The sequence below is a fragment of the Variovorax ginsengisoli genome (assembly GCF_030486595.1).
In the GTDB taxonomy this organism is placed as follows: domain Bacteria; phylum Pseudomonadota; class Gammaproteobacteria; order Burkholderiales; family Burkholderiaceae_C; genus Variovorax; species Variovorax ginsengisoli_B.
The window spans coordinates 68,967-91,777 of sequence record NZ_JAUJZH010000012.1; the positions used below are offsets into that span (position 1 = coordinate 68,967).

Below are 22,811 nucleotides of genomic sequence, written 5' to 3' on the forward strand. Positions count from 1 at the left end.
TGATCGCTGCGAAGGAGTCTGTCCGCGGCTTTGCACGGACACTACGCCAATGCCCGCAGCTCCCGCAACGCAACGGACAACATCGAGGCATCAGCCACCGGCACCGCACGCAGCTCGCCCATCAACTCTGCCGCGCGTTCGAGCGACCGGCCATTGGTGGCGCGCCATCCCTCGACGAGTACCGCCGGCGACTCGTCGTCGCCCTCGGCGAGCACCGCGCCAGTGATCGAACGCTGCAGGCTCGACAGGTCGTCGAGCATCGCGGCTTTCGCAAGCATTTGCCAGTGCTGGTCCCCGGGCAGCGCCGCGATGCGCTCGCGCAGCCACGGCATGCCGAGTCGGTTCGCGAGGTCGAAGTAGATCACCGCCACGAGTGCCACCGGCCGCCTGGCGCTGCCGGCGATCTCGGCGATGTCGAGCGTCGCATACAACGAGTCGAAAGTGACGACGCGCTCGGCCAGTTCGCGCGGCACGCCGGCGGCCACATAGTGCGAGACTGCGGTGTCGACGAGGGCCCGCTCGTCGGGGGCCAGCAGTTCAGTAAGCCGTGCCGACAGCGCCTCGACGTTCGGCGTGAAATGCGCGATGGTCGATTCCATGTCCTCGTTCAACCGCCGCGAGCGCAGGAACCACTTCGTGCCGCGTTCCAATTGCCGGCTGGTGTCGATCAACAGGCTCGACTGCACGGCGTCGTCAATGCGGTTGTCGAGCGCTTCGATGGACAGCCACAGCGGCACCATGCCGAAGATCTCGCGGCTCATCAGATAGGCACGCACGACCTCGAACGCACGGGCGCCAGTGGTCTCGACCAGGCGATGCACGAAGGTGCTGCCGACCCGGTTGATGGCGCTGTTGGTGACGTGCGTGGCGATGATCTCGCGCCGCAGCGGATGCCTGGGCAAGTAGGCCGCGAACCTCTCGCTCAGCAGCTTCGGAAAGTAGCGCTCCAGCGCCGTCGCAACCCAGGGGTCGTCGGGCAGCGGCGAGGCCAGCAGTTCGTCGTAGAGCCAGATCTTGCTGTAGGCCAACAGGACCGCGCGCTCGGGACTGGTCAGGCCCTGGCCTTGGGCACGGCGCTCGGCCAGTTTTTCGTCGGACGGCAGGTACTCGATCGCACGATTCAACCGTCCGGCCTTCTCGAGGTACTGCATGAACCGGGTTTGCGCATCGAGCAGTTGTGGCGCGATGCGCCCTGTGACCGACAGTACCTGCGTCTGGAAGATGTTGTCACGCAGCACCAGCGCAGCCACGTCGTCGGTCATCTCCGGCAGCAGCGCATTGCGTTGCTTCTCGGTGAGCTCGCCTTCGGTGATGGGCAGGCCGACCAGGATCTTGATGTTGACCTCGTGATCCGAAGTGTCCACGCCGGCGGAGTTGTCGATCGCGTCGGTGTTGATGCGCCCGCCCGCCTGCGCGAATTCGATCCGGCCCAATTGCGTGCAGCCGAGGTTGCCGCCTTCGGCGAAGACCTTGCAGCGCAACTCCCCGCCGTTGACGCGCAGGGCGTCGTTGGCGCGGTCGCCCACCTGCGCGTGGCTCTCGTTCGCGGCCTTCACGTAAGTGCCGATGCCGCCGTTGTAGATCAGGTCGACCGGGGCCTTGAGGATGGCGTTGACCAGTTCGGTCGGCGTGAGCGCGTCGGCGGTGATGTCGAGCACCTGCTTCATCTGCGGCGTGACAGGGATCGACTTGGCGCTGCGCGCATGGATTCCGCCGCCCTCGGAGATCAGCGACGCGTCGTAATCGGCCCACGATGATCGCGGCAGCTTGAACAGGCGCTGGCGCTCGGCAAAGCTCTTCGGCACATCGGGGGTCGGGTCGAGAAAGACGTGCCGATGGTCGAACGCCGCCACGAGCCGGATGTGCGGGGAAAGCAGCATGCCGTTGCCGAACACGTCGCCCGACATGTCGCCGATTCCGGCAACCGTGAATTCGGTTGTCTGCGTGTCGATGCCCATCTCGCGGAAGTGGCGCTTCACTGATTCCCAGGCCCCGCGTGCCGTGATGCCCATGACCTTGTGGTCGTAGCCCACCGAGCCGCCGGAAGCAAAGGCGTCGCCGAGCCAGAAGCCGTATTCCTTGCTGACGCCGTTGGCGTAGTCGCTGAAGGTGGCCGTGCCCTTGTCGGCCGCAACCACGAGGTAGGGGTCGTCATCGTCGTGGCGCCTGACCTGCGTCGGCGGCACGATCGTGTCGCCGACGCGGTTGTCGGTGATGTCGAGCAGGCCGCGCAGGTAGTCCTGGTAGCAGGCCACGCCTTCGCGCAGGTACGCATCGCGGTCGCTCGCCGCGGGTGCGCGCTTGAGCACGAAGCCACCCTTGGAGCCCACTGGCACGATCACGGTGTTCTTGACCATCTGCGCCTTCACGAGGCCCAGCACTTCGGTGCGGAAGTCTTCCGGCCGGTCCGACCAGCGCAGCCCTCCGCGCGCGACCCGGCCGCCGCGCAGGTGCACGCCCTCGAAGCGGGTCGAGTAGACGAAGATCTCGAACATCGGCTTGGGCGCCGGCAAATCGGGCACCTTCGAGGAATCGAACTTGAACGACAGGAAATCGCGCTGGCCGCCTGCCGCATCGCGACGCCAGTAGTTGGTGCGCGTGGTGGCGAGGATCAGCGCGAGGTATTGCCGCAGCACCCGGTCCTCAGACAGGTTGGCCACGTTCTCGAGCGCGGCTTCGATCTCGCGCACCTTCTCGCCCGCCAGCGTGTCGGCGCCGGCCGCCTGTGCTGGATCGAAGCGCAGCTTGAACAGTTCGACCAGCGCGCGCGCAACGGGAGCGTTCGCCGACAGCGTGCTCTCGATGAACGACTGCGACAGCGCGAAGCCGATCTGCCGCATGTACTTCGCGTAGGCGCGAAGCACCACGATCTCGTGCGCGGGCAGGCGCGCTGCGAGAACCAGGCGGTTGAAGTCGTCGTTCTCGACCTTGCCGCCGAGCACGGCGGCGAATGCGTCTTCGAACACCGGCCGCAGCGCGTCGACCTCGATCTCGGCATCGCCCAGCGCACTGCGCAGGCCGAAATCGTGGACCCAGATCGCCGATGCACCCTGCGGTGTGAGCCGGTGCGGATGTTCGTCCAGCACGCTCATGCCCAGGTGTTCGAGCATCGGCAGGCTGGTCGACAGGATGAGCGGTTCGCCGCGCCGCAGCACCTTGAAGCGCAGGGTGCCCGGCGCCGCTTCGAGCGGCCGATAGAGATTCATGCCGATCGGCTGCGCGTCGCTCAGCCGTTCCATCAGTCCGATGTCGTGCACGGCGGTGCGCGCCGCGAACTCGTCGCGGTAGCCGGCCGGGAAGGCGCCGGCGAACTGGCGCAGCAGTTCGTTGCCGCGCGCTTCGCCGGTCGTCTCGATCAGCGCCGACTTCAGGTCGTCGTCCCAGCGGCGGGCGGCGGCGATCAGGCGCTGCTCGACCTCGCGCACGTCGAAGGGCGGGATATGTCCGGGCCGGGTTCGCACGGTGATCTGGATCAAGGCCAGGACCGACTCCGACAGGTGCACATTGAACTCGGAACTGGTGCCGTTGAAGGCCTGCACCAGGATCGCCTGCCATTTCTCGCGCAGCTCGGTCGTGTAGTTCTCGCGCGGTGCGTAGATCATGCACGCCACGAAGCGCTCGAACGGGTCGCGCCGCACGAACAGGCGAAAGCGCTGGCGCTCGCCCAGGTGGAGGATGCCCATGGACGTGGACAGCAGTTGGTCCGCGCTGGTCTGGAACAGCTCGTCGCGCGGATAGGTCTCGAGGATGTTGACAAGCGCCTTGCCCGAGTGGCTGCCGCTCGCGAGGCCGGCGCGCAAGACCACGTCAGCCACCTTGCGCCGCAGCAGTGGAATGTCGGCCGGGCTGGCGCTGTAGGCCGTGGAAGTGAACAGGCCGAGGAAACGGTCTTCGCCGCAGACCAGGCCTTCGGCATCGAAGCGCTTGACTGCGATGTAGTCAAGGTAGCCGGGCCGGTGCACGGTGGAGCGCGAGGTGGACTTGGTGACCACCAGCAACTCGGGCCGGCGTGCGTAGGCGCGGACCTCCGGTGGCAGCGCCGCGAAGGCGGCGGTCGGGTCCTTGATCACCTCGCGCAGGATGCCGAGGCTCGAATCCGGCACCACCTTGAGCGCGTCTTCGCCGTCGATCTTGACCAGTTCGTGGCTGCGGTGCCCGAGGAACGTGAAGTGATCGTCAGCCAGCCAGCGCAGGAAGGCCTGGCCTTCGGCGAGTTCCTGCGGCGGGATCGGCGGGGCGCGCTCGTCGAGGCCCTGGACGATGCCCAGCACGCGCTCCTTCATCGTCTTCCAGTCGGCCACGGCCAGCCGCACGTCGCCGAGCACTCGCGTCAGGTCGGCAGCGAGCGCCTCGAGCCGGCCCGCGTCGGCCACGCGGTCCACCTCGACATGGATGAACGACTCGCGCCGCGCATCGGGCGAAGGCGCTCCTGTCGCCAGCCCCTGGAGCGTGCCGTTGCTGTCGCGGGTCACCGCGACCAGCGGGTGGATGATCAGGTGCAGGGTCAGCCCGTGGCGGTTGACTTCCATCGTCACCGAATCGACGAGGAACGGCATGTCGTCGTTGACGATCTCGATGATCGTGTGCGTCGACTGCCAGCCGTGCTCCGCGATCGTCGGGTTGAAGACGTGCAACCTGGCGCGCCCCGGCTCGCGCTTTCGCGCGAAGCTCCAATGCGAGAGCGCGGCGCCATACAGGTCGGCGATCTGGCGGTCGGCCAGGTCTTCGGGGTCCACCTGGCCAAAGTACTGCCGAACGAACGCTGCGAGCAGATCCGCCTGGTCCGTGTTGACCTTGGCGCGAATCAGGCCAACGACCTCGTCCACGCGCTCGCTTTGGCGTCCAGCCTCGGTTGCATCGGTTTCCATGCTTGCCTCCTGATCGGTGTGTGTCCAGCCACTGTGGAAGCGACTGGGCGGAAAAGCAAGGGACTCCTGCAGCGGACGGCGAAGGCGTTCCTGCCCGGGCGAAGACCGCCTGACCTGGATTCGCCTTCGCCCAAGCGACGAATTCGCGAAGTCGGACCCCGCCCGCAGTCCAGCTTGCAAGGAGAGGGACTGCTGAAATTCGCCAAGGCGCCAGTGCCGTGGTCGGTGTACGTCGTCCCCCTGCTGAAGGCCGCGGTGGGCTCGACCGGGGCTGTGCACTCGGCGTCTACCGGGACCTGGGACTCCTCGTCGCCGGCTTGTTGGCGCTTCTGCTGTGCTTCGTCTCAAGCTCTTGCCAGCAGCGCTCCAGCGATTGCGTGCCTCGGAGCCCACCGGCATCGCACTGATGAAGCCTGCATGGTTGTAGTAGCGCACCGCCATGACCGATGACAGGAGCGAGGTGAACAGCAGCGACATGAGAACGAATTCCAGCGCGAGTCGCACAGTGCCGAGCCCTTCTGCGCCGAGACGGCGGCGAGCCATTCCTCGCGCAGCGCCGCGAGCCAGGTCGCCATGTTCGTGATGGACTGACCTCAGGCGACACGCGGAACCGGCCCACGCTTGCGGTGCTCGAAGAGCTCGAAGACACCCATCCCCACCAGCATCGCGGCCACGAAGACAAACGCCTTGACTTCGCCCATTCCGAGGGAGACGAGCGCCGGACCGGGGCAGAAGCCGGCGACGCCCCACCCAATGCCGAAGAGGGTGCTGCCGAGCACCAGGCGGCGGTCGATGTGGCGGGCCGAAGGCAGCCGCATCTCTGCGCCGAGGAAGGACACCGTACGTCGTCTGGCCACCATGAACGCGACCATGCCGACGGCGATGGCGCCCGCCATGACGAAGGCCAGGGAGGGGTCCCAGTGACCGGCGAGGTCCAGGAAGCCGAGCACCTTGGCCGGATTGGCCATGCCGGACACGATGAGGCCGAGGCCGAAGACCAGGCCGGCGAGAAGCGAAGCGAAAGCAATCACGAAGGACTCCTTAGATACCGAGCAGATGACGCGTCACGAACACCGTTACGAAGCCGGCGCCCATGAAGGCGGCCGTGGCGACGAGCGAGCGGGGCGACAGGCGGGAGAGACCGCAGACACCGTGGCCGCTGGTGCAGCCCGAGCCATAGCGCGTGCCGATGCCCACGAGCAGCCCCGCCAGAATCAGCGCGCCATAGCCGGCGTCAATCTGTGGCTTGGGCAGCGCCGCGAACAGCAGGTAGACCAGCGGCGCCCCGACCAGTCCCAGGACGAAGGCAATGCGCCAGGCGCTGTCGCCTTTGACAGGCCTGAGCAGACCGCCGAGCACCCCGCTGATGCCGGCGATGCGGCCGTTGAGCAGCGCGAACATCGCCGCGGCGATGCCGATGAGCACGCCGCCGGCCAGTGCGGTAAGCGGCGTGAAGTGGTTCCAGTCGATGGACATCATTCTTCCTTTGGACAGTAGAGGCGGTAGAGAAGCTCGAGGATTTCGAGCGTCGACGGGTCGGCCACGCTATAGAAGATGCTCTTGCCTTCGCGGCGCGTATGGACGGCCCCTTCGTTGCGGAGAACACCGAGCTGCTGCGACAGGGTCGGTTGGTGGATGCCCAGCGTCTGCTCGAGGTCGCTGACGCACATTTCGCCTTGGGAGAGCTGGCACAGCAGGAGCAGGCGGTCCTCGTTGGCGAGCACCTTGAGGGCGCCGACCGCCTTGCCGGCGGCGCTGCGTAGGGCCTCGGGGTCAATGACAGGAGAAGGGTGCTTCATAGGTGCGGATTTCAGTATCGATTGACATATTATGTAGAAAAATATAATATGCGTCAATCGATTGAAATTGGCACTGACGGAGGACTCCATGACGACCCGCACGACGACCCAAGGCTTTTTCGATCCCAACACATGGACAGTCTCGTACGTCGTCTGGGACCATGCGACGGAGCGGGCCGCGGTCATCGACCCGGTGCTCGACTACGATTTCAAGTCGGGGCACACGGGCACTGCGTCGGCCGACCGGGTGCTGGCCTATGTCCGGGACAAGGGCTTGCAGGTCGACTGGATTCTGGAGACCCACGCGCACGCCGACCACCTGTCCGGCGCACGCCACGTCCAGGCGCAGGTCGGTGGACTCATCGGCATCGGGGAGAACATCCGTACCGTACAGGCGACGTTCAAGAAGCTCTTCAATCTCGAGCGCAGCTTCCTGCCCGACGGGAGCCAGTTCGACCACCTCTTCAAGGACGGCGAGGTCTTCAGGATTGGCGAGGTCGAGGCCACCGCGTTGTTGGTGCCGGGACACACGCCGGCCGACATGGCTTATCTGATGGACGGCTCCGTCTTTGTCGGCGACACGCTCTTCATGCCCGACGTCGGCAGTGCACGCGCGGACTTTCCTGGCGGCGACGCACACCAGCTCTACGCCTCGATGCGCAGACTGCTGGCCCTGCCGCCCGACACCACGATGTACGTCTGCCACGACTATCCGCCTGCATCCCGGCAGCCCCGGTGGCAGACCACCGTCGCCGAGCAGCGAGCCCACAACATCCACGTCCGCGACGGCATCAGCGAGGATGCCTTCGTCGCCATGCGTACGGCGCGCGATTCAACCCTCGAGGTACCGACGCTCATTCTGCCGTCGATTCAGGTCAACGTGCGGGGCGGGCAGTTGCCGCCCCCTGACAACAACGGGGTCGCGTACCTACGCATTCCGTTGAATGCGCTCCCTGTTCATCCATAGCAACATCGCCGTCCTGGACAAGCAGTATCGAGGTGCACGCCTTGGGGGGGCGTCTCAGCAGTTCGTCCATTGCGTTGCAAACGGCAGCCGCAATAACCAACCGCCACTTGACGCGTGCTCGAGGTCTAGTTGGCCGTCTCTATCCGTGTGACGGCCATCGCGCCGTTGATGCGGTCTGCTGAGAACCGGACCTTGTCGCCTTCCTTCAGGTTTTCGAGAATCTTTGGGTCCGGTGCCTTGAACACCATCGTCATCCCGGGCATGTCGAGATTGGCGATGGGTCCATGACGAAGCGTCACCTTGCCCGCTTCCTTGTCCACTCTTCGGACTTCGCCGTCAGTCATCGGGGCCGCCGCCGTTGCGGCTGCGCCTTGCGGTGTCGTGGAGGTGGCCTGCGCGTGGGCCACCGCGGCAATGGAAAGCGTGATCAGCGCCGCAAGCAGATTGGATCTGGTCATAGAGGTTCTCCTTGGATTGAGGTGTGATGGGTAGGCGCAGGCGCTCACTTGACCGTGACCTTGCCAACCATCCCTGCTTCGAAGTGGCCGGGGATAAGGCATGCGAACTGAAACTCGCCAGCCTTGGTGAACTGCCAGATGATCTCCCCGTCGGTGCTTGGCTTGACGTGAGCCATATTCGCTTCCGAGTGCTCCATTTCGGGAAACTTTCGCATCAGCTCGGCATGTGCCTTGAGTTCCCGAGGAGTACCAAGAACCATCTCGTGCAGCACCTTCCCGTCGTTGTGAACCAGGAACTTGACGGTTTCACCTCGTTTGACGACGACGTCGGCCGGGGTGAAGCGCATGGTGTCGGCCATGCTCAGCTTGACGACGCGGGTGACCTTCGCCGGGTCGCCTTCCTGTCCGAAGGCCTTTGCTTCCACCTTCGCCGAGTCGTATTTCCGCGCGGCGGCGGCATGGTCCTCGTTGCCGTGTGCAAACGCCGCGGCCGTCGCAAACAAGAGAGTCGAGGCTGCGAGATGCAGAGCGAGTCTGGTTTTCATGTCGAGTGCCTTCTAGATAGGTGGGTTCGAAGTCAGTGGCCTTGGTGTCCGGCGGGTTTGCGCGCGTTGAGCGTTTGGGCGTCCGCCTTGGGAGCATTGCCGCGCATCGGTTGTTCGAGGTCGCCCGTGTACTCTTTCGCGAGGGCGCCTGCGGGGTGTTTGAACCATCCTGGGTCCTTGTAGTCACCGGGCTTCTGGTTGTCGCGGACCTTGACCACGCTGAACATGCCGCCCATGCCGATGGCGCCGAAGGGGCCCGAGCCGGTCATCATTGGCAAGGTGTTGTCGGGCAGAGGCATCTCCATCTCCGCCATGTCGTGCATGCCTCGGTCGCCCATGTGCATGTAGTCCGGAACCAGCTGAGTAATCTTCTCGGCGACTCCGCGCGCATCGACACCGACCATGGTCGGGACGTCGTGCCCCATCGCATTCATGGTGTGGTGAGACTTGTGGCAGTGGAACGCCCAGTCGCCGGCGGTCGCGTTGAACTCGAACGCCCGCATCTGCCCCACCGCGACGTCCGTGGTCACCTCGGGCCAACGTGCGGACGGCGGCACCCACCCACCGTCGGTACCTGTGACTTCGAAGTGATGTCCGTGAAGATGCATTGGATGGTTCGTCATGGTCAGATTGCCCACGCGAATGCGGACGCGGTCTCCCGTTCTCGCGACCAGCGGGTCGATGCCGGGGAACACGCGGCTGTTCCAGGTCCAGAGGTTGAAGTCGAGCATCGTGTTCACCTTGGGCGTCGCCGCACCTGGGTCGATGTCGTAGGCGTTCAGCAACAACACGAAGTCGCGGTCCACCTTGTACTGGCTCGGGTCCTTCGGATGAACGATGAACATGCCCATCATCCCCATCGCCATCTGCAGCATTTCATCCGCATGCGGGTGATACATGAAGGTACCGGACCTCGTGAGAGCAAACTCGTAGACGAAGGTCTTGCCCGGAGCTATGGCGGGCTGGGTGAGGCCGGTCACACCGTCCATGCCCGAAGGAATCAAGAGTCCGTGCCAATGCACGCTTGTCGGTTCGGGCAACCTGTTCGTCACGAAGATGCGGACACGGTCACCTTCGACGGCCTCGATGGTGGGCCCCACGCTGGTCCCGTTGTATCCCCACAAATTCGCCTTCATGCCTGGTGCCAATTCGCGCACGACGGGTTCGGCAACGAGATGGAATTCCTTTACGCCTCCCCTCATGCGCCACGGCAATGACCAGCCGTTGAGGGTGACGACGGGGTTGAACGGCCGCCCCGTGTTGGGCGCGGGTGGTGGCTGCATCGTCGGTGAGTTCTGGGTGACAGCTTCTGGCAAGGACGCAGCGCTCACGCGGCTGACGACCGCTGCGCCGAGCGTCGTCGCGCCGGCAGTTCGGAGAAAATTTCTACGGTTGCTCATGGGTGTCTTTCAGTGCGCGGCGTCACCGCCGGCGGCGGAGGAAATCGCAGACGGTCGCGACAGCGACCCGCTTTCTCCAGGTGAGCGGCCGGTCAAGGCGGTTTGGAGGTTGGTCTCCGCAATCCAGTAGTCCCGTAGTGATTCGACGTAGTCCGTGACGCTCCTGACCTGGTCGCGGGAATCTGCGAGAAGTTCGAAGACACCGATGAGCATGCCGTTGTAGCGAAGCAGGTTCTCGTCGGAGATACGCTTCTTGAGCGGCACAACCTCGTCTCGGTTGTGCTTGGCGAGGTCGTACGCCGTCCGATAGGCCGAGTAGGACTCGCGGACCTCCGACTGAGCGTTGACCGCAACCTCAGCCGTACGTTGCAGGGACTGCATGTAGGCCGATTCGGCCCTCGCGGTGCGCGCGGTGCCGAAGTCGAAGATGGGTAGCTCGAGTTCAATCTCGTAGCCGTTCTCGCGCTCTTCCCCAGTCTGGCTCTTGTTCGCGTAGCCCACGTTCAAAACATTGACGAAGCGTGTCGCCCTGGTGAGGCCTAGGGCCTTGGCTGTGGCGTCCGAACTCCGCTTGGCCATCTGAACGTCGAGACGCTTGTCCATCGCGGTTTGCTCGGCGTCCTTGGGCTCCAATGGCCTCGATGGCAAGTCAGGCAGCCGGTCGGGAAGCTTCAACGCGCTCCGATTTGCAGACAGGCCCAGCAGGCGAACAAGACGCTCGCGTTCGGCGGTGGCTCGGTGCTGTGCGCGGGCGAGCTGCGAAGTCGCATCGGCGTAGAACGCCTGCTGGCGCATCTGCGAGAGCTTGTTGAAGTTGCCTGCCTGCACCATGCGGCGAGCGAGTTCGTTGGAAGCGTCCGCAGCTTCCTTGACCCGCTGGTAGTACTTGACGAGGTCCTGCGATGCCACGGCGCTGAAGAACGCCTTTCGCGTGTCCGCAGCGAGGCCCACGGTGGTGGAAGCAGCCTGATACTGCGCTTGCTCGAAGCGACGTTGCTCCACCTCGGTGGCTGCCGGCATCGTGAGAAGACCCAGGATGGTGAACATGACGGAACGGTCGATCTCGGTGATTCCGCCACCGCTTATCCGTCCGAACCTGAACGACGGGTTGGCGAGGCGTCCTGCTCGAACGAGGTCGGCCTCGGCGATGCCAAGTTCGGCGTAGCTGGCCTGCAGGCCTGGGTTGTTGAGCAGCGCAAGTTCGACGGCACCATCAGCGGTCAGAGGCCCATTCAGGATTTCGGCCGAACGCTTGTGAGCGGACTCGGTGTCTGAAGCAGTGCGTTGCCATTTGGCCGCCTGGCCTGTCCTGTCCTTCGTCAGCTCAATGACCTTGTCGAACCCGCCGTCGCTCGAAAAGGAGGCGCATCCGGCCAGGAGCAGTGCAGCGGCGGCAGCGGCAGTGAGGCGCATCATTTTTGACCCCCACCCATCTGGTGTCCGGTGTCCGCGCTTGAGCGCGCCGCGGAGGAAGATTGGGAGGTCATACCCCTGCCGCTGCCAGAGTCGCCACCGATCGCCTTCCCCACGGCGTCGTTGGCAGTTCTCCAATCGCCGGGCTTGATGTCTTTGTAGGCCTGGTAGTCAGCGAACGCCGATTGGTAGTCCAACCGCTCCGGCGCAGGAGTCGGTGTCGGCGTCGCCCGGCTGGCCGGCGCTGTCTCGCTCCGCATGGCCTGCGCCGCTGCCCATGGGGGAACGCCTAGCGTCAAAGCGCCTAGCAAGATCTTGACGTGGTTTTTCATTTTCGAAGCATCTGAGTCGTTGACGAGGGCAGAGCCCGGCCAACCCTTGCCCGTGCGGCGGACGCACGAACGCTATCGGGCCTCTCGCAGAGGCCTGTCTAGGTCAGATGCTTCGTGGGGGGCGCTCCTGTCCCTCCGAGACAAAGCTCGGGGAGGGAGCCGATCGGGCGGGGAAGGACGTCGAGGCGACGCCCTGAGGGACGGGGACCGCGGGCAAGCTGCTGGCCAACGGAGTCACAGAACACAAGTCGCAGCAAAGGCTGCACTTTTCCGAGGCTCCCGAGGTGCCGCCCCGGGCGTCATCAGCTTTCGTCCCGTGTTCGTGTCCCATCTGATGGTGGTCATGCATCCCAGCCGATGCATGGCTGGAGCCGTGAGCGTGCACCTGCAACTCAGCATGGCTCGACGCCCTGTCCGGCTCGCACTGCATGGCGGCAGCAGCCGCACCCCGGATGGGGAGAAGCACTGCGAGCAACAGCAAGAGGAAGATGCGAAGAAACTTCACGGGCGGCAGTTTGGCGGGTGCAATGGGGAGAGCAAGGAGAAACTTTAAAGCTTGCCCCTATGGGAAGGTCAAACAATATTGGAGAGAGATTTGCACTTTCGGGCAAAAGTCCAAATCGACTTGGCCGCACATCGCGTTCAAATCGAGCCGGGGTCTGTGAAAGAGAGCCGGGGGTTCGCGCACCGGCCTTGATTTGCATCAAGAGCGAAGGCGGCCCTTGGAAGCATTGTGGAGCCATCGAGCGCTGCGGCTGGTGCTCAAGTCAAAAGGTGAAGAACAATGAGGCTCATAGGTATCTTGGCTGCGTCCGCGGCGGTCACGCTCGCAGGCTGTTCTTCAATCCCAGGCTCATCGGTCAAGCAGGCCGAAGAGCACGAAACGCATCACCCGGCGGCTGAAACCGCACCAAAGGTCGACCCAGTCAAGTTCGACCAGCAAATGAAGACGATGCAGGAGATGCATCGGAAGATGGTGGCCGCCAAGACGCCCGCAGAGCGTGCCGCGCTGATGAAGGACCACATGAAGGTCATGCAGGACGGCATGGCGATGATGGGTCAGATGGGCGCAGGCCCTGAGATGATGAGCCGAATGGACGGTGGCATGTCCTCGATGCCCGGCGGCATGCACAAGGACATGATGCAGCGCATGGCCATGATGCAAATGATGATGCAGATGATGGTGGACCGCGAGGCGGCAATCCTCCTGCGGCCAAGTAGCAGCCTCAGACAGTCGGGGGCAGCGAGATGGCGGCCCATCCCGCAGCACCTGCCGACCCTTGCGATGTTCCCGGGTCCGGCTCGCCATTTCCGCGCAACACGATTCAGAGCGCGAGTTCGGTGAGCTTTGGCGTGCGTATGCAGCCGTGACGCCACGCTTCATCCCCTGAGGCAAACGAACCGACTTGACCTTTCCATCATGGGAGGGTGAAGACTGCAGCATCACCATTCCGGAAAGAACATGCCAATGACGTCCGACACCTCGTCGAAACTTGACGCGGCCAAGATGCACGAGCACATGGCGCATCACGGTCCTCATGACCATGGCGCGCTCGCCGGCCAGGCGCAATCCCCGTCGAAGGTTGCGCCAAAGGCGGACTCCAAGGACATCGAGTACACCTGCCCCATGCACCCGCAGGTTCGGCAGATGGGGCCGGGAAACTGCCCCATCTGTGGCATGGCGCTCGAGCCCGTGGTGGCCACGACCCAACCCGGCGACAGCCCCGAGCTGCGCGATATGACCCGTCGCTTCCGGGTCGGCCTCGCGCTGACCATTCCGGTCTTCGCGCTGGAGATGGGCGCGCACTTGATGGACATCCATCACCTCATCGGGCAGCAGACCTCCAACTGGATTCAGCTTCTGTTCGGGACCCCGGTGGTCCTCTGGGCGGGCTGGCCGTTCTTTGTCCGTGCTTGGGCGTCCGTCAAGAACCGTAGCTTGAACATGTTCAGCCTCATCGCATTGGGCACCGGCGTGGCCTGGGTCTACAGCATCGTCGGGACGGTGATGCCGCAGGTCTATCCGGCCGAGTTCAGGGGGGCCGACGGTGCCGTGGCCATCTACTTCGAGGCCGCCGCGGTCATCACCGTGCTGGTGCTCCTTGGCCAGGTGCTGGAACTGAGGGCCAGGGAAAAGACATCGGGTGCGATACGCGCACTGCTCGACCTGGCGCCGAAGGAGGCGCTTCGCGTGAAGGCCGATGGCACCGACGAGCGGGTCTCCTTGGAAGCCGTGCAGGTCGGTGAGTTGCTGCGCGTGCGTCCCGGCGAAAAGGTGCCGGTCGATGGCGAACTCACCGATGGCAAGGGTACCGTCGACGAATCGATGGTCACCGGGGAGCCCATGCCGGTGGCCAAGTCGCCTGGCTCCAAGGTGACCGCAGGAACGCTCAACCAGACCGGCGGCTTCGTGATGCGGGCCGAGAAGGTCGGCGCCGATACCCTGCTCTCGCAGATAGTCCACACGGTGGCCGCCGCCCAGCGCAGCCGCGCGCCGATTCAACGCATGGCGGACCAGGTGGCAGGATGGTTCGTTCCGGTCGTCATTGCCGTAGCGGTGCTCGCTTTCGTCGCCTGGTTCGTGTGGGGGCCCAGTCCAGCTTTCTCGCATGCGCTCATTGCGGCTGTCGCGGTGCTCATCATCGCGTGTCCCTGTGCCCTCGGTCTTGCAACGCCCATGTCCATCATGGTGGGCGTCGGGCGTGGCGCGCAGAGCGGCGTGCTCATTCGGGATGCTGAAGCGCTCGAACGGATGGAGAAGGTCGACACGCTGGTGGTGGACAAGACGGGCACCCTGACCGAAGGTCGCCCCAAGGTTGTGGCAGCGCAAGCGGTCGAAGGCTTCGACCCGGGCGATGTTCTTCAGAAGCTGGCGAGCGTGGAGCGCGCCAGCGAGCATCCCCTGGCTGCCGCCATCGTCGCGGACGCGCTGGACCGGAAGCTCTCGCTCTCGCCCGTGACCGACTTCGACTCGCCCCTTGGGAAGGGCGTGCTCGGGATTGTGGATGGCGTCCGTGTCGTCTGCGGCGGTGCGAAGTTCCTGGCGGAGGACGGCATCGAGGTCGCTCCGCTTGTCACGCTGGCAGAGGCCGTCAGCGCCAAGGCGGCCACGGTCATCTTCGTCGGCATCGATGGACGCCTGGCCGGATTCGTCGGCATCGCGGACCCCATCAAGGCAAGCACGGCCCAAGCCATCGCCGCATTGCGAAAGGCAAACGTCCGTGTGGTGATGCTCACCGGGGACGGGAAGACCACGGCGCAGGCGGTCGGTCTGGAACTGGGCATCGACGAGGTCGTCGCGGAGGTCCTTCCTGAGGACAAGGCGTCGGTGGTGCAGCGCTTGAAGACCGAAGGCCGGGTCGTTGCCATGGCGGGAGACGGCGTGAACGACGCGCCGGCACTCGCCGCGGCAGACGTCGGCATCGCCATGGGCACCGGAACCGATGTCGCAATGGAGAGTTCGGGCGTAACGCTGCTGCACGGCGACCTCATGGGAATCGTCAAGGCGCGGCAGTTGTCGAAGGCGACCATGCGCAACATCCGCCTGAACCTCTGGTTCGCCTTCGGCTACAACGTGCTCGGCATCCCGGTTGCAGCGGGCGTGCTGTATCCGTTCTTCGGAATCCTGCTCTCGCCGGTCGTGGCCGCAGCCGCGATGGCGCTGTCCTCGGTGAGCGTCATCGCCAACTCTCTTCGGTTGCGAACGGCCAAGCTAGACGAGTGACGACCGGAAAGGACGTTAACTGGAGGGGGCTGCGCTGAGGGGGCCACAGTGCTCGGGCACCTCGAGCCAGGAAGGGAGCTGTGGTACTCAGCGAATAGACTCGATGTACGTCACTGTTGCTTCGCCGTTCTTGATTTCAGCGTTGAATCGCACCTTGTCGCCAGGCTTCAGTCTATCCAGCATCCGCTTGTCAGCAACAGCGAATCCCATGGTCATCGCCGGCATGCCGAGGTTGGGCAGGTCGCCGTGATCGATGACGACCTCGCCGTGCTCCTTGTCGACCCTTTCCACTTCGCCCTCCGTGAGAGCCATCGAGGGAGGTGTGCCGACGCTCCAGGGTGTGCCTGGGACTGAGGCCGAGCCCTTTGCTGTCTGCGCTTGCGCAGCGGCGCACGCCATGAGCGAGAGCGCGACGATGGTGACTATGCGTTTCATCATGACCTCCGATGCCTGTCGTCTGGGTAGCTCGCCGGTATCCCAGAGGACGCCCGCGAGAGTGCTTGCAACGAGCATCCGATGCAGCTTGAGTGATCCATTCGACTGTGGCAATCAGATGATCATGCCCTGCGTGCTCACTGACGCTTGTGGCAGCCTCCGCTGAAGGCGCCGACATGAGGCTCAAGACGGCCAACGCCGCCGGAATGGTGAGTTCGAGACGCGGCCAGGCACCACCAAGGACTTCGAACGCGATCCCCAGGATGGCTCCATCTGGCAGCTGCTGCGCGACATCGCGCTCGGTGCGCTCGTGGCCAAGCCTTGGACCCGCGGCACAGACGGAATCCAACGCGCATGAACATCGAGTCGACACCTTCCCAGCAAGCCCGCCACGTGATCGAGCGCACCGGTTCCGCCTGGCGGATCGCGCCGGCGTCGCCACGCGAAGTGGCGCGGCGCGCGCCGCGCGGCCATGTGCCGGCGCGGGTCGTGCGGCGCATCCAGGCGGCCGCGGTGGCTGCGGGCCTGCCGATGGCGCATTCCTGGTGATTCGATTTCGCCTGCCGCTTCTCGAGGTGCTCAACCTCGACAACGGCGTCCCGGGATGAAGTCGCGGCCGCTACCCTGGACAATCGATCCTTCTTTTCCTTGAGTTCCTCTCCATGACCTACCTTGCCTCACCCAAGCGCTACGACGAGATGCAATACCGCCGGGTCGGCCGCAGCGGCCTCGTGCTGCCAGCGATCTCGCTCGGCCTGTGGCACAACTTCGGGGACAGCACGCCCCTGGAACTCCAGCGCCGGCTGTTGCGTACGGCCTTCGACCACGGCATCAGCCACTTCGACCTCGCAAACAACTACGGACCGCCCTACGGCAGCGCCGAGGTCAATTTCGGGCGTCTGCTGCGCGAGGACTTCAGGGCGCATCGCGACGAACTGGTCATCTCGACCAAGGCGGGGTGGGACATGTGGCCCGGGCCGTACGGCAAGGGCGGCGGCTCCCGCAAGCATGTGCTGAACAGTCTCGACCAGAGCCTGCAGCGACTGGGCATCGACCATGTCGATATCTTCTACTCGCACCGCTTCGATCCCGAGACGCCGCTGGAGGAGACGGCCGGCGCGCTGGCGCAGGCGGTGCGCCAGGGCAAGGCCCTCTACATCGGCATCTCCTCGTACTCCGCAGGCAAGACGCGGGAAATCGCCGCGTTGTTGCGCGCGTGGAAGGTGCCGCTCCTGATCCATCAGCCGGCCTACAACCTGCTGAACCGGTGGGCCGAGAAGGATCTGCTGGCGGCGACCGAAGAACTGGGTGCGGGCGTGATCGCATTCACGCCGCTGGCGCAAGGCTTGCTGACCGACAAATACCTCGACGGCGTGCCCGCCGACGCGCGCGTCCATCGCCCCGGCGGCGGCTCGCTCAAGCCGGAGCATCTTTCCGAAGCCAACGTGGCGCGTGCGCGCGCGTTGAACGTCATCGCCCAGCGGCGCGGGCAGACGCTGGCGCAGCTCGCTCTGGCCTGGACCCTGAGGGACCCGCGCGTGAGCTCCGCGCTGATCGGCGCCAGCCGGCCCGAGCAGATCGTGGACAACGTCGCGGCGCTGCGGGGCCCGGCGTTCACCGCGGAAGAGCTTGCCGAGATCGATCGCCATGCGGTCGAAGGCGGGGTCAACCTGTGGGAGAAGCCGTCGACGGACTACGCCTGAGGGGCTGACGCGGAACGCGACCGTGGGTGAGGTCGCTGCAATTTACGTGAGTGCTTACTCAGTGAATGAGTTCGAAGAATCGAGGAGCCCGCAGGGCAGCCGGTTTCCGGTGCAAGCACTGAAGCACGCCGCGGGCGGAGCGACAATCCACCCATGACCCAAGGCAAGCGCATCTCTGCAGACATCGGCGGCGACGCCTTGCAATCCATTCGGGAACTGGGGGCGGCGGCCAGGCTGGCCCGAACGGCGGCCGGGGAGGCCCAGGCCGCCGCCGCCGCGCGCCTGGGCGTGCATGTGCAAACCATCGGCCGCATCGAAGCAGGGGAGCCCGGCGTGGCCATCGGGCACGTGCTGGGCCTGCTCGCGCTCTACGGCATCGGCGTCAGGCTGCAGCAGCCGGAGGGCCGCTGAACCATGAATCGGCTGCCGTCGAAGCGCGCCACCGTCGTCCTTCACACGCTTGCGAACGGGGTGAGGCTGCTCGCCATCCCCATGCCACATGTGCAGAGCGCCAGTGTGGGCGTGTTCCTGCGCGTCGGCTCCCGCGACGAGACGCCGGCCACCAACGGCATTGGCCATGTCCTGGAGCACATGGCGTTCAAGGGGACCGCAACCCGCTCGGTGCAGGCCATCAACCTGGACGCGGAACGGCTGGGCGCGGATGTCAACGCGTTCACCGGCAAGGACACCACCGGCTACTTCATGACCGGCCTGGGCCGCCACGCGGAGCATCTGCTGCGCATGACGGCCGACATTGTCCTGAACAGCACATTTCCCGATAACGAATTGCAGCGCGAGCTGGAGGTGATTCGCCAGGAGGCCATCGAGTACGAGGAGGACCCTGAGGATTGCTCCAGCGACCTGCTCGACCGCGCCATCTGGGGCGACGACCCGATGGGCATGCCGGTGATCGGCACCATCGGCAACATCGAAGGCTTCACCCGGAACGACCTGGTCGGCCACGTGCAGTCCCGCTACGTCGCGCAGCAGACCGTCGTCGCCGCGGCCGGCAACTTCGACGTCGACGCCTGGGTGGCGCTCGCCGGGGAACTCTTCGCTGCGATGCCTGCGTCGGCCGACCTGTCCGTCTCGCGACCGCCGGAGCCGGCAAGGTATGTCGGCCAGGCCATGGCCCGGCGCTTCACGCAGGTGTCGCAGGTGTTCCTGAACATCGCCTACCCGCTGGCGCCCGCGCGGCCGGAGGAGATGTCGCAGCCGCGCTGGCGCCTTGCGGCTGCGCTGGCGGCCAACCTGTTCGGCGGCGGGATGTCGGCGCCCCTGGTCGACACTGTCCGGGAGCAGCTCGGCCTGGCCTACACGGCCCATTCCACGGTGGACAGCGGGGACGTCTGGGCCAACTTCGCGGTGCATGCGGTCACGACCCCGGACAAGCTCGACGCGCTGGTGACCGCGACCGGCCGCCTGCTGCGGGCGCAGGCCACGATCATCGATCCGGTGCACCTGGAGCGGGCGAAAAACCAGTTGACCGTGTCCCGCGTGCGCGCCGCAGAGCGGACCTACGCGAGCATGGAGCAGGCCGTCGAAGAGCTCTTCGCCAGCGGATGCGTGACGCCGATGGCCGAAGCGATCGCCATGATCGACGACATCCGGGCGGAAGAAGTGCGGGCGGTCTTCGAGCGGATGCTGGTCCACCCCCCGGCGCTGGCGATCACCGGCAAGGGGGCCAGCGTGCGAGGCGCGCGGCAGTTGGCGGCACGCCTGGTCGACGGCGCCAGCTAGCGGCGGGCACGTCCGGGCTGAGCGGATGCGCCCCGGGTGTGCCGAAACGCACAGACAGCCGGGCGAGTTCACGGAAAAATGGACACCGCTCTTCAGGAGACGGACCATGAACTCCATCGATCGGCAACTGGCGCGGACCACCACACGGGGGCTGCAGAAAGCGCTGATGGCGTTGGGCGTCGCCCTCGCGGCGCTCGTGAGCGCGATCGTGCTGGTCCTGAATCCGCAACCGATTCCCTATCCGTCGCAGGTGCCGCTCGCCTGCAGCGTGACCGACGCGCACGAATCGCCCAAGGTCGCCATGGTGCGGAACATGAGTCCCGTCTCCAGGCGCGCCGATGACATTGCCGATTCCCGGTGTGCGTGAGGCGGACCTGGGAATCCGGGGCACCTAGCCAGGCTGGTCCAGTTCGAACAGCACATCCTGCGCGCCTTCCCACAGCACCTTGGTGCCGAGCGCGCGCAGGTTTTCCTTGCCCTCGACGATAGTCAGGAAGTGATTGCCGGCGAGCTGCCCCATCTTGCTCGCGAAGCTGCAGGCGCCGTAGGCCAGGATGATCTCGGTCTCGCTGTAGCCGCCCGGGTAGAACAGGATGTCCCCCACCGAGGGGTGGCTGGTGTGGTTCTCGAAGCCGACGCCGAGCTGGAATTCGCCCAGCGGCACCCAGCAGCCTTCGCCGCTCCAGCGCACGTGGATGAGCCGCTGCCGATAGGGAAGCAGCTTGCAGAACGCCGCCACGGTGAGTGGTGCGTCGGGATGGGTCTCGGCCACGAAGCCGAAGCCGCCGGCGGTGATCTTGATGCGGGTCATGTCTCGGTGTTTCCTGGAAGTCAGCCGCAGCAGCCGCCCATGCGGCCGTCGCGATAGAAAGGGGCAAGGTCCTGCGCGAGCGCGGCCACGGTGGCGCGCCAGCCGCCGTGCGCGGCGTCGGCGGCCAGGGCGGCGCGCGTGCGCGCGAGCAACTCGGCGCGCAATGCGGCCTCGTCGATGCCGGTCACCCGGCCCGCCTCGACCACGGTCCGGCCGCCGACGATCACGTCCGCGATGTGCGTGCCGTTGCCGCGCGCCAGAAGCAGCGCGAGCGGGTCGGTGTCGGCAAACAGGGCATCGTCATCGAGCGCGTCCCAGTCCAGCAGCACGATGTCGGCCGGTGCGCCGGGGGCGATCCGGCCGTTCGACAGTGCGGCGGCGCCCGACACGCTGCGGGGGCCGTTGCGCGACGCGAAGCCCCAGAGCTGCCCCGGCGTCATCGTCGTGTCGAAGCCCCAGCCGCGGTGCAGCGCATAGGCCAGGCGCGCCTCGCGCAGGGCGTCGTCGTCTTCGTCGAAGGCCATGCCATCGAGCCCCATGGCCACGCGGCAGCCCTGCGCGAGCATCTCGGGCAAGGGGGCGATGCCGGACTTCAGGCCCAGGTTCGAACTGGTGTTGACCGCGATGGTCGCGCCGCGTTCCGCGATCAGTGCCAGCTCATCGGGCCGCGCCCAGGCGCAATGCGCCAGCGTGAGGCGCGGGCTGAGCAGCCCGATGCTGTCGAGGAACTTGACGATGCCGCCGGGATGCACCCGGTCGGCCCATTGGCGCTGGTACCGGGTCTCCAGCAAGTGCATGTGCACCGGCCGGCCGGTGTCGGCCGAAGCCCGCGCAATGGCTTCGAGCAGGGGCGTGCTGCACCATTGCACGGCGGTCGGGCCGTACTGCACGGCGACGTGGTCGCCCCATCCGTCGTCCTGCACCATCGCGGCAACCTCGTCGACCAGCGCGAGCTGCTGCGCGGGCGCCACTGGCTGCACGGCGAGCCGCTTCGCGACCGCGTCGCGGATGCCCGGGCGCAGCGCGCTCAGTACCGTGGCGTCGTCGCAGTAGGCGATGCCGTTGCGGTCGCGCATGGCCACCGCGAAGCCGATCCGCACGCCGACGTCGCGCGCGGCCCGTGCCACGGCGCGCGCTTCGTCCACGTAGGGCATGCCGCCCTGCACCCGGGTGTATTGCACCATGAGGTGGGCGACACCATTGCGCGCCGAGCGTGCGAACGATGTCGCGGCGCACAGGTACGGGTCCATGCCCGGCACCACGCCGAGAAAGGGCAGCCAGCTTTCCAACGGCTGGTTGAACGCGCCCAGCGTGGCGCTGCGGAAAGTGCGCGCATGGTCGTGGGCGTTGGCGAGCGCCGGCAGCGCCAGCCTGCGGCGGCCGCTGCCCGCGCCCGGCCGTGCCTCGATGGAGGCCACGCGCCCATTCGCCAGGCCGACGCGCACATCGCGTCGCGCGGGCTCCGCGCCCGGGTCGGCCAGCAGCCAGTCGCAGTCGAGAAAGGCGGCGTCGGTCGCGGGCGTCGTCATGGGGCCGCCACCTTGCGCTCGGCCAGCGGCGGCAGGAAGCGGCGGTCGAAGACCTCGGCAGCGGTCGGCACGCGAGGCAGCTCGAACGCTTCCTGCACCTGGATGAGAGAGCGCGCGAAGCGCGCATCGCTGACGTCGCCCAGGCCGATGGCGGCGGCTTCGGGTGTCAGCATCACGGTTTTCAGGGTGTACATGAGGCGGCGTTTCTCCAGGTCCTTGTTCAGCAGCGGCTCGCGCTTCATGAGCGCGGCGATGGCGGCGTCGGGGTTGGCGATGGTATCGCGCAGTCCCTTGTGGATGGCGCGCACCAGCCCCGCGACGGCCTGCGGGTTGTCCTTGACGAGCTTCTGCGACACCAGCACGCCGTTGCCATACAGCTCGACGCCGAGGTCGCCGTAGTGGAACCAGCGGATGTCCTTGTCGGGGTCGATGCCCTGCGCCACGAGGTTCATGTAGCTGGTGACCGAGAACACCGCCGAGCCGTCGACGTGGTCTTTCAGCATCATCTGCTCCTGCAGGTTGGGCGCCACGTTGGTCCATTTGACCTTGGCCGCGTCGACGCCGCCCTTGCCCGCGATCACCGGAAACATCCGCGAGGCCGCACCGCCGGCCACCGTGCCGAGCGTCTTGCCTTCGAGGTCCTTCAGCGTCCTGATCGGGCTGGTCGACTTCACGATCAGCGCGAACGGCGCCCGGTTGTAGATCATGTAGACCATCACCGGCGCGGTGCCCGGCTTGGCGACGGCGTTCTGGATGATGGCATTGACGTCGCCGAAGCCGGCCTGGTAGGCACCGGCCATCACCTTGGTCACGGCGGCGGCCGAGCCGTCGCCCTGGTCGATGGTGACCGCCAGCTTTTCCGCGGCGAAGTAGCCCTTGTCCTCGGCCAGGTAGTACCAGGCGTGGATGCCCTGCAGCTTCCAGTCGAGCACGAACTTGATGGGGGTGACGGGCTGCGCCGCGGCCGGGCGAACCGGCAGCCCGGCGGCGAGCGAAGCCAGTGCGGCGAAAGCGAAGGCCGCGGCGCGGCGCGAAAGACGGTGGTGCATGAAAGCTCCAGGGTGGGATGAGGAAGGAAGGGGCCGTG

Annotated in this window: 21 protein-coding genes; 8 read left to right on the forward strand and 13 right to left on the reverse strand. The window is 65.9% G+C overall.

Features of this window, described 5'->3' with window-relative positions; all coding sequences use genetic code 11:
- Positions 1–41: 41 nt before the first annotated feature.
- The 4 genes from QZH52_RS17640 to QZH52_RS17655 all read right to left on the reverse strand — a co-directional run bounded on the left by QZH52_RS17640 (position 42) and on the right by QZH52_RS17655 (position 6,667).
- On the reverse strand, positions 42–4,868 hold the full coding sequence (locus QZH52_RS17640; protein WP_301811373.1) for an NAD-glutamate dehydrogenase: 4,827 nt from the start codon (positions 4,866–4,868) through the stop codon (positions 42–44).
- Between the two features lie 593 nt (positions 4,869–5,461).
- Positions 5,462–5,899 carry a YeeE/YedE family protein gene (locus QZH52_RS17645; protein WP_301811375.1) on the reverse strand — a complete coding sequence of 146 codons (438 nt, stop codon included), beginning with the start codon at positions 5,897–5,899 and terminating at the stop codon, positions 5,462–5,464.
- 10 nt (positions 5,900–5,909) lie between these two features.
- Positions 5,910–6,344, reverse strand: a complete 435-nt coding sequence (locus QZH52_RS17650) for a YeeE/YedE family protein (protein ID WP_301811644.1) — start codon at positions 6,342–6,344, stop codon at positions 5,910–5,912.
- Positions 6,344–6,667 (reverse strand): ArsR/SmtB family transcription factor, encoded by a 324-nt coding sequence (locus tag QZH52_RS17655; protein ID WP_301811377.1) that lies wholly within the window; start codon positions 6,665–6,667, stop codon positions 6,344–6,346. The genes QZH52_RS17650 and QZH52_RS17655 overlap by 1 nt, the downstream gene beginning before the upstream one ends.
- 88 nt (positions 6,668–6,755) lie before the next feature.
- Between QZH52_RS17655 and QZH52_RS17660 the strand changes: the two genes are divergently transcribed.
- Positions 6,756–7,634, forward strand: coding sequence for an MBL fold metallo-hydrolase (locus tag QZH52_RS17660; RefSeq protein ID WP_301811379.1), 879 nt, complete (start codon positions 6,756–6,758; stop codon positions 7,632–7,634).
- Positions 7,635–7,759: 125 nt separating this feature from the next.
- Here the strand turns inward: QZH52_RS17660 and QZH52_RS17665 are convergent, their stop codons facing one another.
- From QZH52_RS17665 to QZH52_RS38960, 5 genes are all read right to left on the reverse strand, one after another.
- Positions 7,760–8,092, reverse strand: coding sequence for a copper-binding protein (locus tag QZH52_RS17665; RefSeq protein ID WP_301811381.1), 333 nt, complete (start codon positions 8,090–8,092; stop codon positions 7,760–7,762).
- Between the two features lie 44 nt (positions 8,093–8,136).
- Entirely contained in the window at positions 8,137–8,637 is a 501-nt protein-coding gene (locus QZH52_RS17670; RefSeq protein ID WP_301811383.1) for a cupredoxin domain-containing protein, read from the reverse strand.
- A 32-nt stretch (positions 8,638–8,669) separates the two neighbouring features.
- Positions 8,670–10,037 carry a multicopper oxidase family protein gene (locus tag QZH52_RS17675; RefSeq protein ID WP_301811386.1) on the reverse strand — a complete coding sequence of 456 codons (1,368 nt, stop codon included), beginning with the start codon at positions 10,035–10,037 and terminating at the stop codon, positions 8,670–8,672.
- A 9-nt stretch (positions 10,038–10,046) separates the two neighbouring features.
- Positions 10,047–11,453, reverse strand: coding sequence for a TolC family protein (locus QZH52_RS17680; protein ID WP_301811387.1), 1,407 nt, complete (start codon positions 11,451–11,453; stop codon positions 10,047–10,049).
- Positions 11,454–11,885: 432 nt separating this feature from the next.
- A complete protein-coding gene (locus tag QZH52_RS38960; RefSeq protein ID WP_366919305.1) occupies positions 11,886–12,287 on the reverse strand; it encodes a DUF2946 family protein in 402 nt (133 codons plus the stop codon).
- Positions 12,288–12,566: 279 nt separating this feature from the next.
- Between QZH52_RS38960 and QZH52_RS17685 the strand changes: the two genes are divergently transcribed.
- Both QZH52_RS17685 and QZH52_RS17690 read left to right on the forward strand, forming a co-directional pair.
- A complete protein-coding gene (locus tag QZH52_RS17685) occupies positions 12,567–13,127 on the forward strand; it encodes a hypothetical protein (protein ID WP_301811389.1) in 561 nt (186 codons plus the stop codon).
- Between the two features lie 123 nt (positions 13,128–13,250).
- A complete protein-coding gene (locus tag QZH52_RS17690; RefSeq protein WP_301811390.1) occupies positions 13,251–15,506 on the forward strand; it encodes a copper-transporting P-type ATPase in 2,256 nt (751 codons plus the stop codon).
- 87 nt (positions 15,507–15,593) lie between these two features.
- Here the strand turns inward: QZH52_RS17690 and QZH52_RS17695 are convergent, their stop codons facing one another.
- On the reverse strand, positions 15,594–15,944 hold the full coding sequence (locus QZH52_RS17695) for a copper-binding protein (RefSeq protein ID WP_301811391.1): 351 nt from the start codon (positions 15,942–15,944) through the stop codon (positions 15,594–15,596).
- Positions 15,945–16,295: 351 nt separating this feature from the next.
- Here QZH52_RS17695 and QZH52_RS17700 point away from each other — a divergent pair, with 351 nt between their 5' ends.
- From QZH52_RS17700 to QZH52_RS17720, 5 genes are all read left to right on the forward strand, one after another.
- Complete coding sequence (locus QZH52_RS17700) at positions 16,296–16,490, forward strand: hypothetical protein (RefSeq protein ID WP_301811392.1); 195 nt, start codon at positions 16,296–16,298, stop codon at positions 16,488–16,490.
- A gap of 113 nt (positions 16,491–16,603) precedes the next feature.
- Positions 16,604–17,644: an L-glyceraldehyde 3-phosphate reductase gene (gene mgrA, locus QZH52_RS17705; protein ID WP_301811393.1), complete on the forward strand. Its 1,041-nt coding sequence runs from the start codon at positions 16,604–16,606 to the stop codon at positions 17,642–17,644.
- A 153-nt stretch (positions 17,645–17,797) separates the two neighbouring features.
- Positions 17,798–18,055 (forward strand): helix-turn-helix domain-containing protein, encoded by a 258-nt coding sequence (locus QZH52_RS17710; RefSeq protein ID WP_301811394.1) that lies wholly within the window; start codon positions 17,798–17,800, stop codon positions 18,053–18,055.
- Positions 18,056–18,136: 81 nt separating this feature from the next.
- The gene (locus QZH52_RS17715) at positions 18,137–19,384 is read left to right on the forward strand and encodes a M16 family metallopeptidase (RefSeq protein WP_301811395.1); all 1,248 of its coding nucleotides are present in this window, start codon (positions 18,137–18,139) and stop codon (positions 19,382–19,384) included.
- Between the two features lie 106 nt (positions 19,385–19,490).
- The gene (locus QZH52_RS17720) at positions 19,491–19,751 is read left to right on the forward strand and encodes a hypothetical protein (RefSeq protein WP_301811396.1); all 261 of its coding nucleotides are present in this window, start codon (positions 19,491–19,493) and stop codon (positions 19,749–19,751) included.
- A 24-nt stretch (positions 19,752–19,775) separates the two neighbouring features.
- Here the strand turns inward: QZH52_RS17720 and QZH52_RS17725 are convergent, their stop codons facing one another.
- Genes QZH52_RS17725 through QZH52_RS17735 form a run of 3 tightly spaced genes read right to left on the reverse strand, consistent with a single transcriptional unit; the run spans position 19,776 to position 22,773 of the window.
- A complete protein-coding gene (locus QZH52_RS17725) occupies positions 19,776–20,195 on the reverse strand; it encodes a DUF3830 family protein (RefSeq protein ID WP_301811397.1) in 420 nt (139 codons plus the stop codon).
- Between the two features lie 20 nt (positions 20,196–20,215).
- Positions 20,216–21,724, reverse strand: a complete 1,509-nt coding sequence (locus QZH52_RS17730) for an amidohydrolase family protein (protein WP_301811398.1) — start codon at positions 21,722–21,724, stop codon at positions 20,216–20,218.
- The gene (locus tag QZH52_RS17735; protein ID WP_301811399.1) at positions 21,721–22,773 is read right to left on the reverse strand and encodes an ABC transporter substrate-binding protein; all 1,053 of its coding nucleotides are present in this window, start codon (positions 22,771–22,773) and stop codon (positions 21,721–21,723) included. The genes QZH52_RS17730 and QZH52_RS17735 overlap by 4 nt, the downstream gene beginning before the upstream one ends.
- Positions 22,774–22,811 lie beyond the last annotated feature (38 nt).

Bases quoted from the DNA above. Each gene is read 5' to 3' on its own strand.
- QZH52_RS17650 (WP_301811644.1), bottom strand. From the start codon at position 6,344: ATGTCCATCGACTGGAACCACTTCACGCCGCTTACCGCACTGGCCGGC.
- QZH52_RS17640 (WP_301811373.1), bottom strand. From the start codon at position 4,868: ATGGAAACCGATGCAACCGAGGCTGGACGCCAAAGCGAGCGCGTGGAC.
- QZH52_RS17685 (WP_301811389.1), top strand. From the start codon at position 12,567: ATGAGGCTCATAGGTATCTTGGCTGCGTCCGCGGCGGTCACGCTCGCA.
- QZH52_RS17710 (WP_301811394.1), top strand. From the start codon at position 17,798: ATGACCCAAGGCAAGCGCATCTCTGCAGACATCGGCGGCGACGCCTTG.
- QZH52_RS17690 (WP_301811390.1), top strand. From the start codon at position 13,251: ATGACGTCCGACACCTCGTCGAAACTTGACGCGGCCAAGATGCACGAG.
- QZH52_RS17675 (WP_301811386.1), bottom strand. From the start codon at position 10,037: ATGAGCAACCGTAGAAATTTTCTCCGAACTGCCGGCGCGACGACGCTC.
- QZH52_RS17720 (WP_301811396.1), top strand. From the start codon at position 19,491: ATGAACTCCATCGATCGGCAACTGGCGCGGACCACCACACGGGGGCTG.
- QZH52_RS17730 (WP_301811398.1), bottom strand. From the start codon at position 21,724: ATGACGACGCCCGCGACCGACGCCGCCTTTCTCGACTGCGACTGGCTG.
- QZH52_RS17665 (WP_301811381.1), bottom strand. From the start codon at position 8,092: ATGACCAGATCCAATCTGCTTGCGGCGCTGATCACGCTTTCCATTGCC.
- QZH52_RS17660 (WP_301811379.1), top strand. From the start codon at position 6,756: ATGACGACCCGCACGACGACCCAAGGCTTTTTCGATCCCAACACATGG.
- QZH52_RS17715 (WP_301811395.1), top strand. From the start codon at position 18,137: ATGCCACATGTGCAGAGCGCCAGTGTGGGCGTGTTCCTGCGCGTCGGC.
- QZH52_RS17735 (WP_301811399.1), bottom strand. From the start codon at position 22,773: ATGCACCACCGTCTTTCGCGCCGCGCCGCGGCCTTCGCTTTCGCCGCA.
- QZH52_RS17670 (WP_301811383.1), bottom strand. From the start codon at position 8,637: ATGAAAACCAGACTCGCTCTGCATCTCGCAGCCTCGACTCTCTTGTTT.
- QZH52_RS17680 (WP_301811387.1), bottom strand. From the start codon at position 11,453: ATGATGCGCCTCACTGCCGCTGCCGCCGCTGCACTGCTCCTGGCCGGA.
- QZH52_RS17655 (WP_301811377.1), bottom strand. From the start codon at position 6,667: ATGAAGCACCCTTCTCCTGTCATTGACCCCGAGGCCCTACGCAGCGCC.
- QZH52_RS17695 (WP_301811391.1), bottom strand. From the start codon at position 15,944: ATGATGAAACGCATAGTCACCATCGTCGCGCTCTCGCTCATGGCGTGC.
- QZH52_RS17700 (WP_301811392.1), top strand. From the start codon at position 16,296: ATGAACATCGAGTCGACACCTTCCCAGCAAGCCCGCCACGTGATCGAG.
- QZH52_RS17725 (WP_301811397.1), bottom strand. From the start codon at position 20,195: ATGACCCGCATCAAGATCACCGCCGGCGGCTTCGGCTTCGTGGCCGAG.
- mgrA (WP_301811393.1), top strand. From the start codon at position 16,604: ATGACCTACCTTGCCTCACCCAAGCGCTACGACGAGATGCAATACCGC.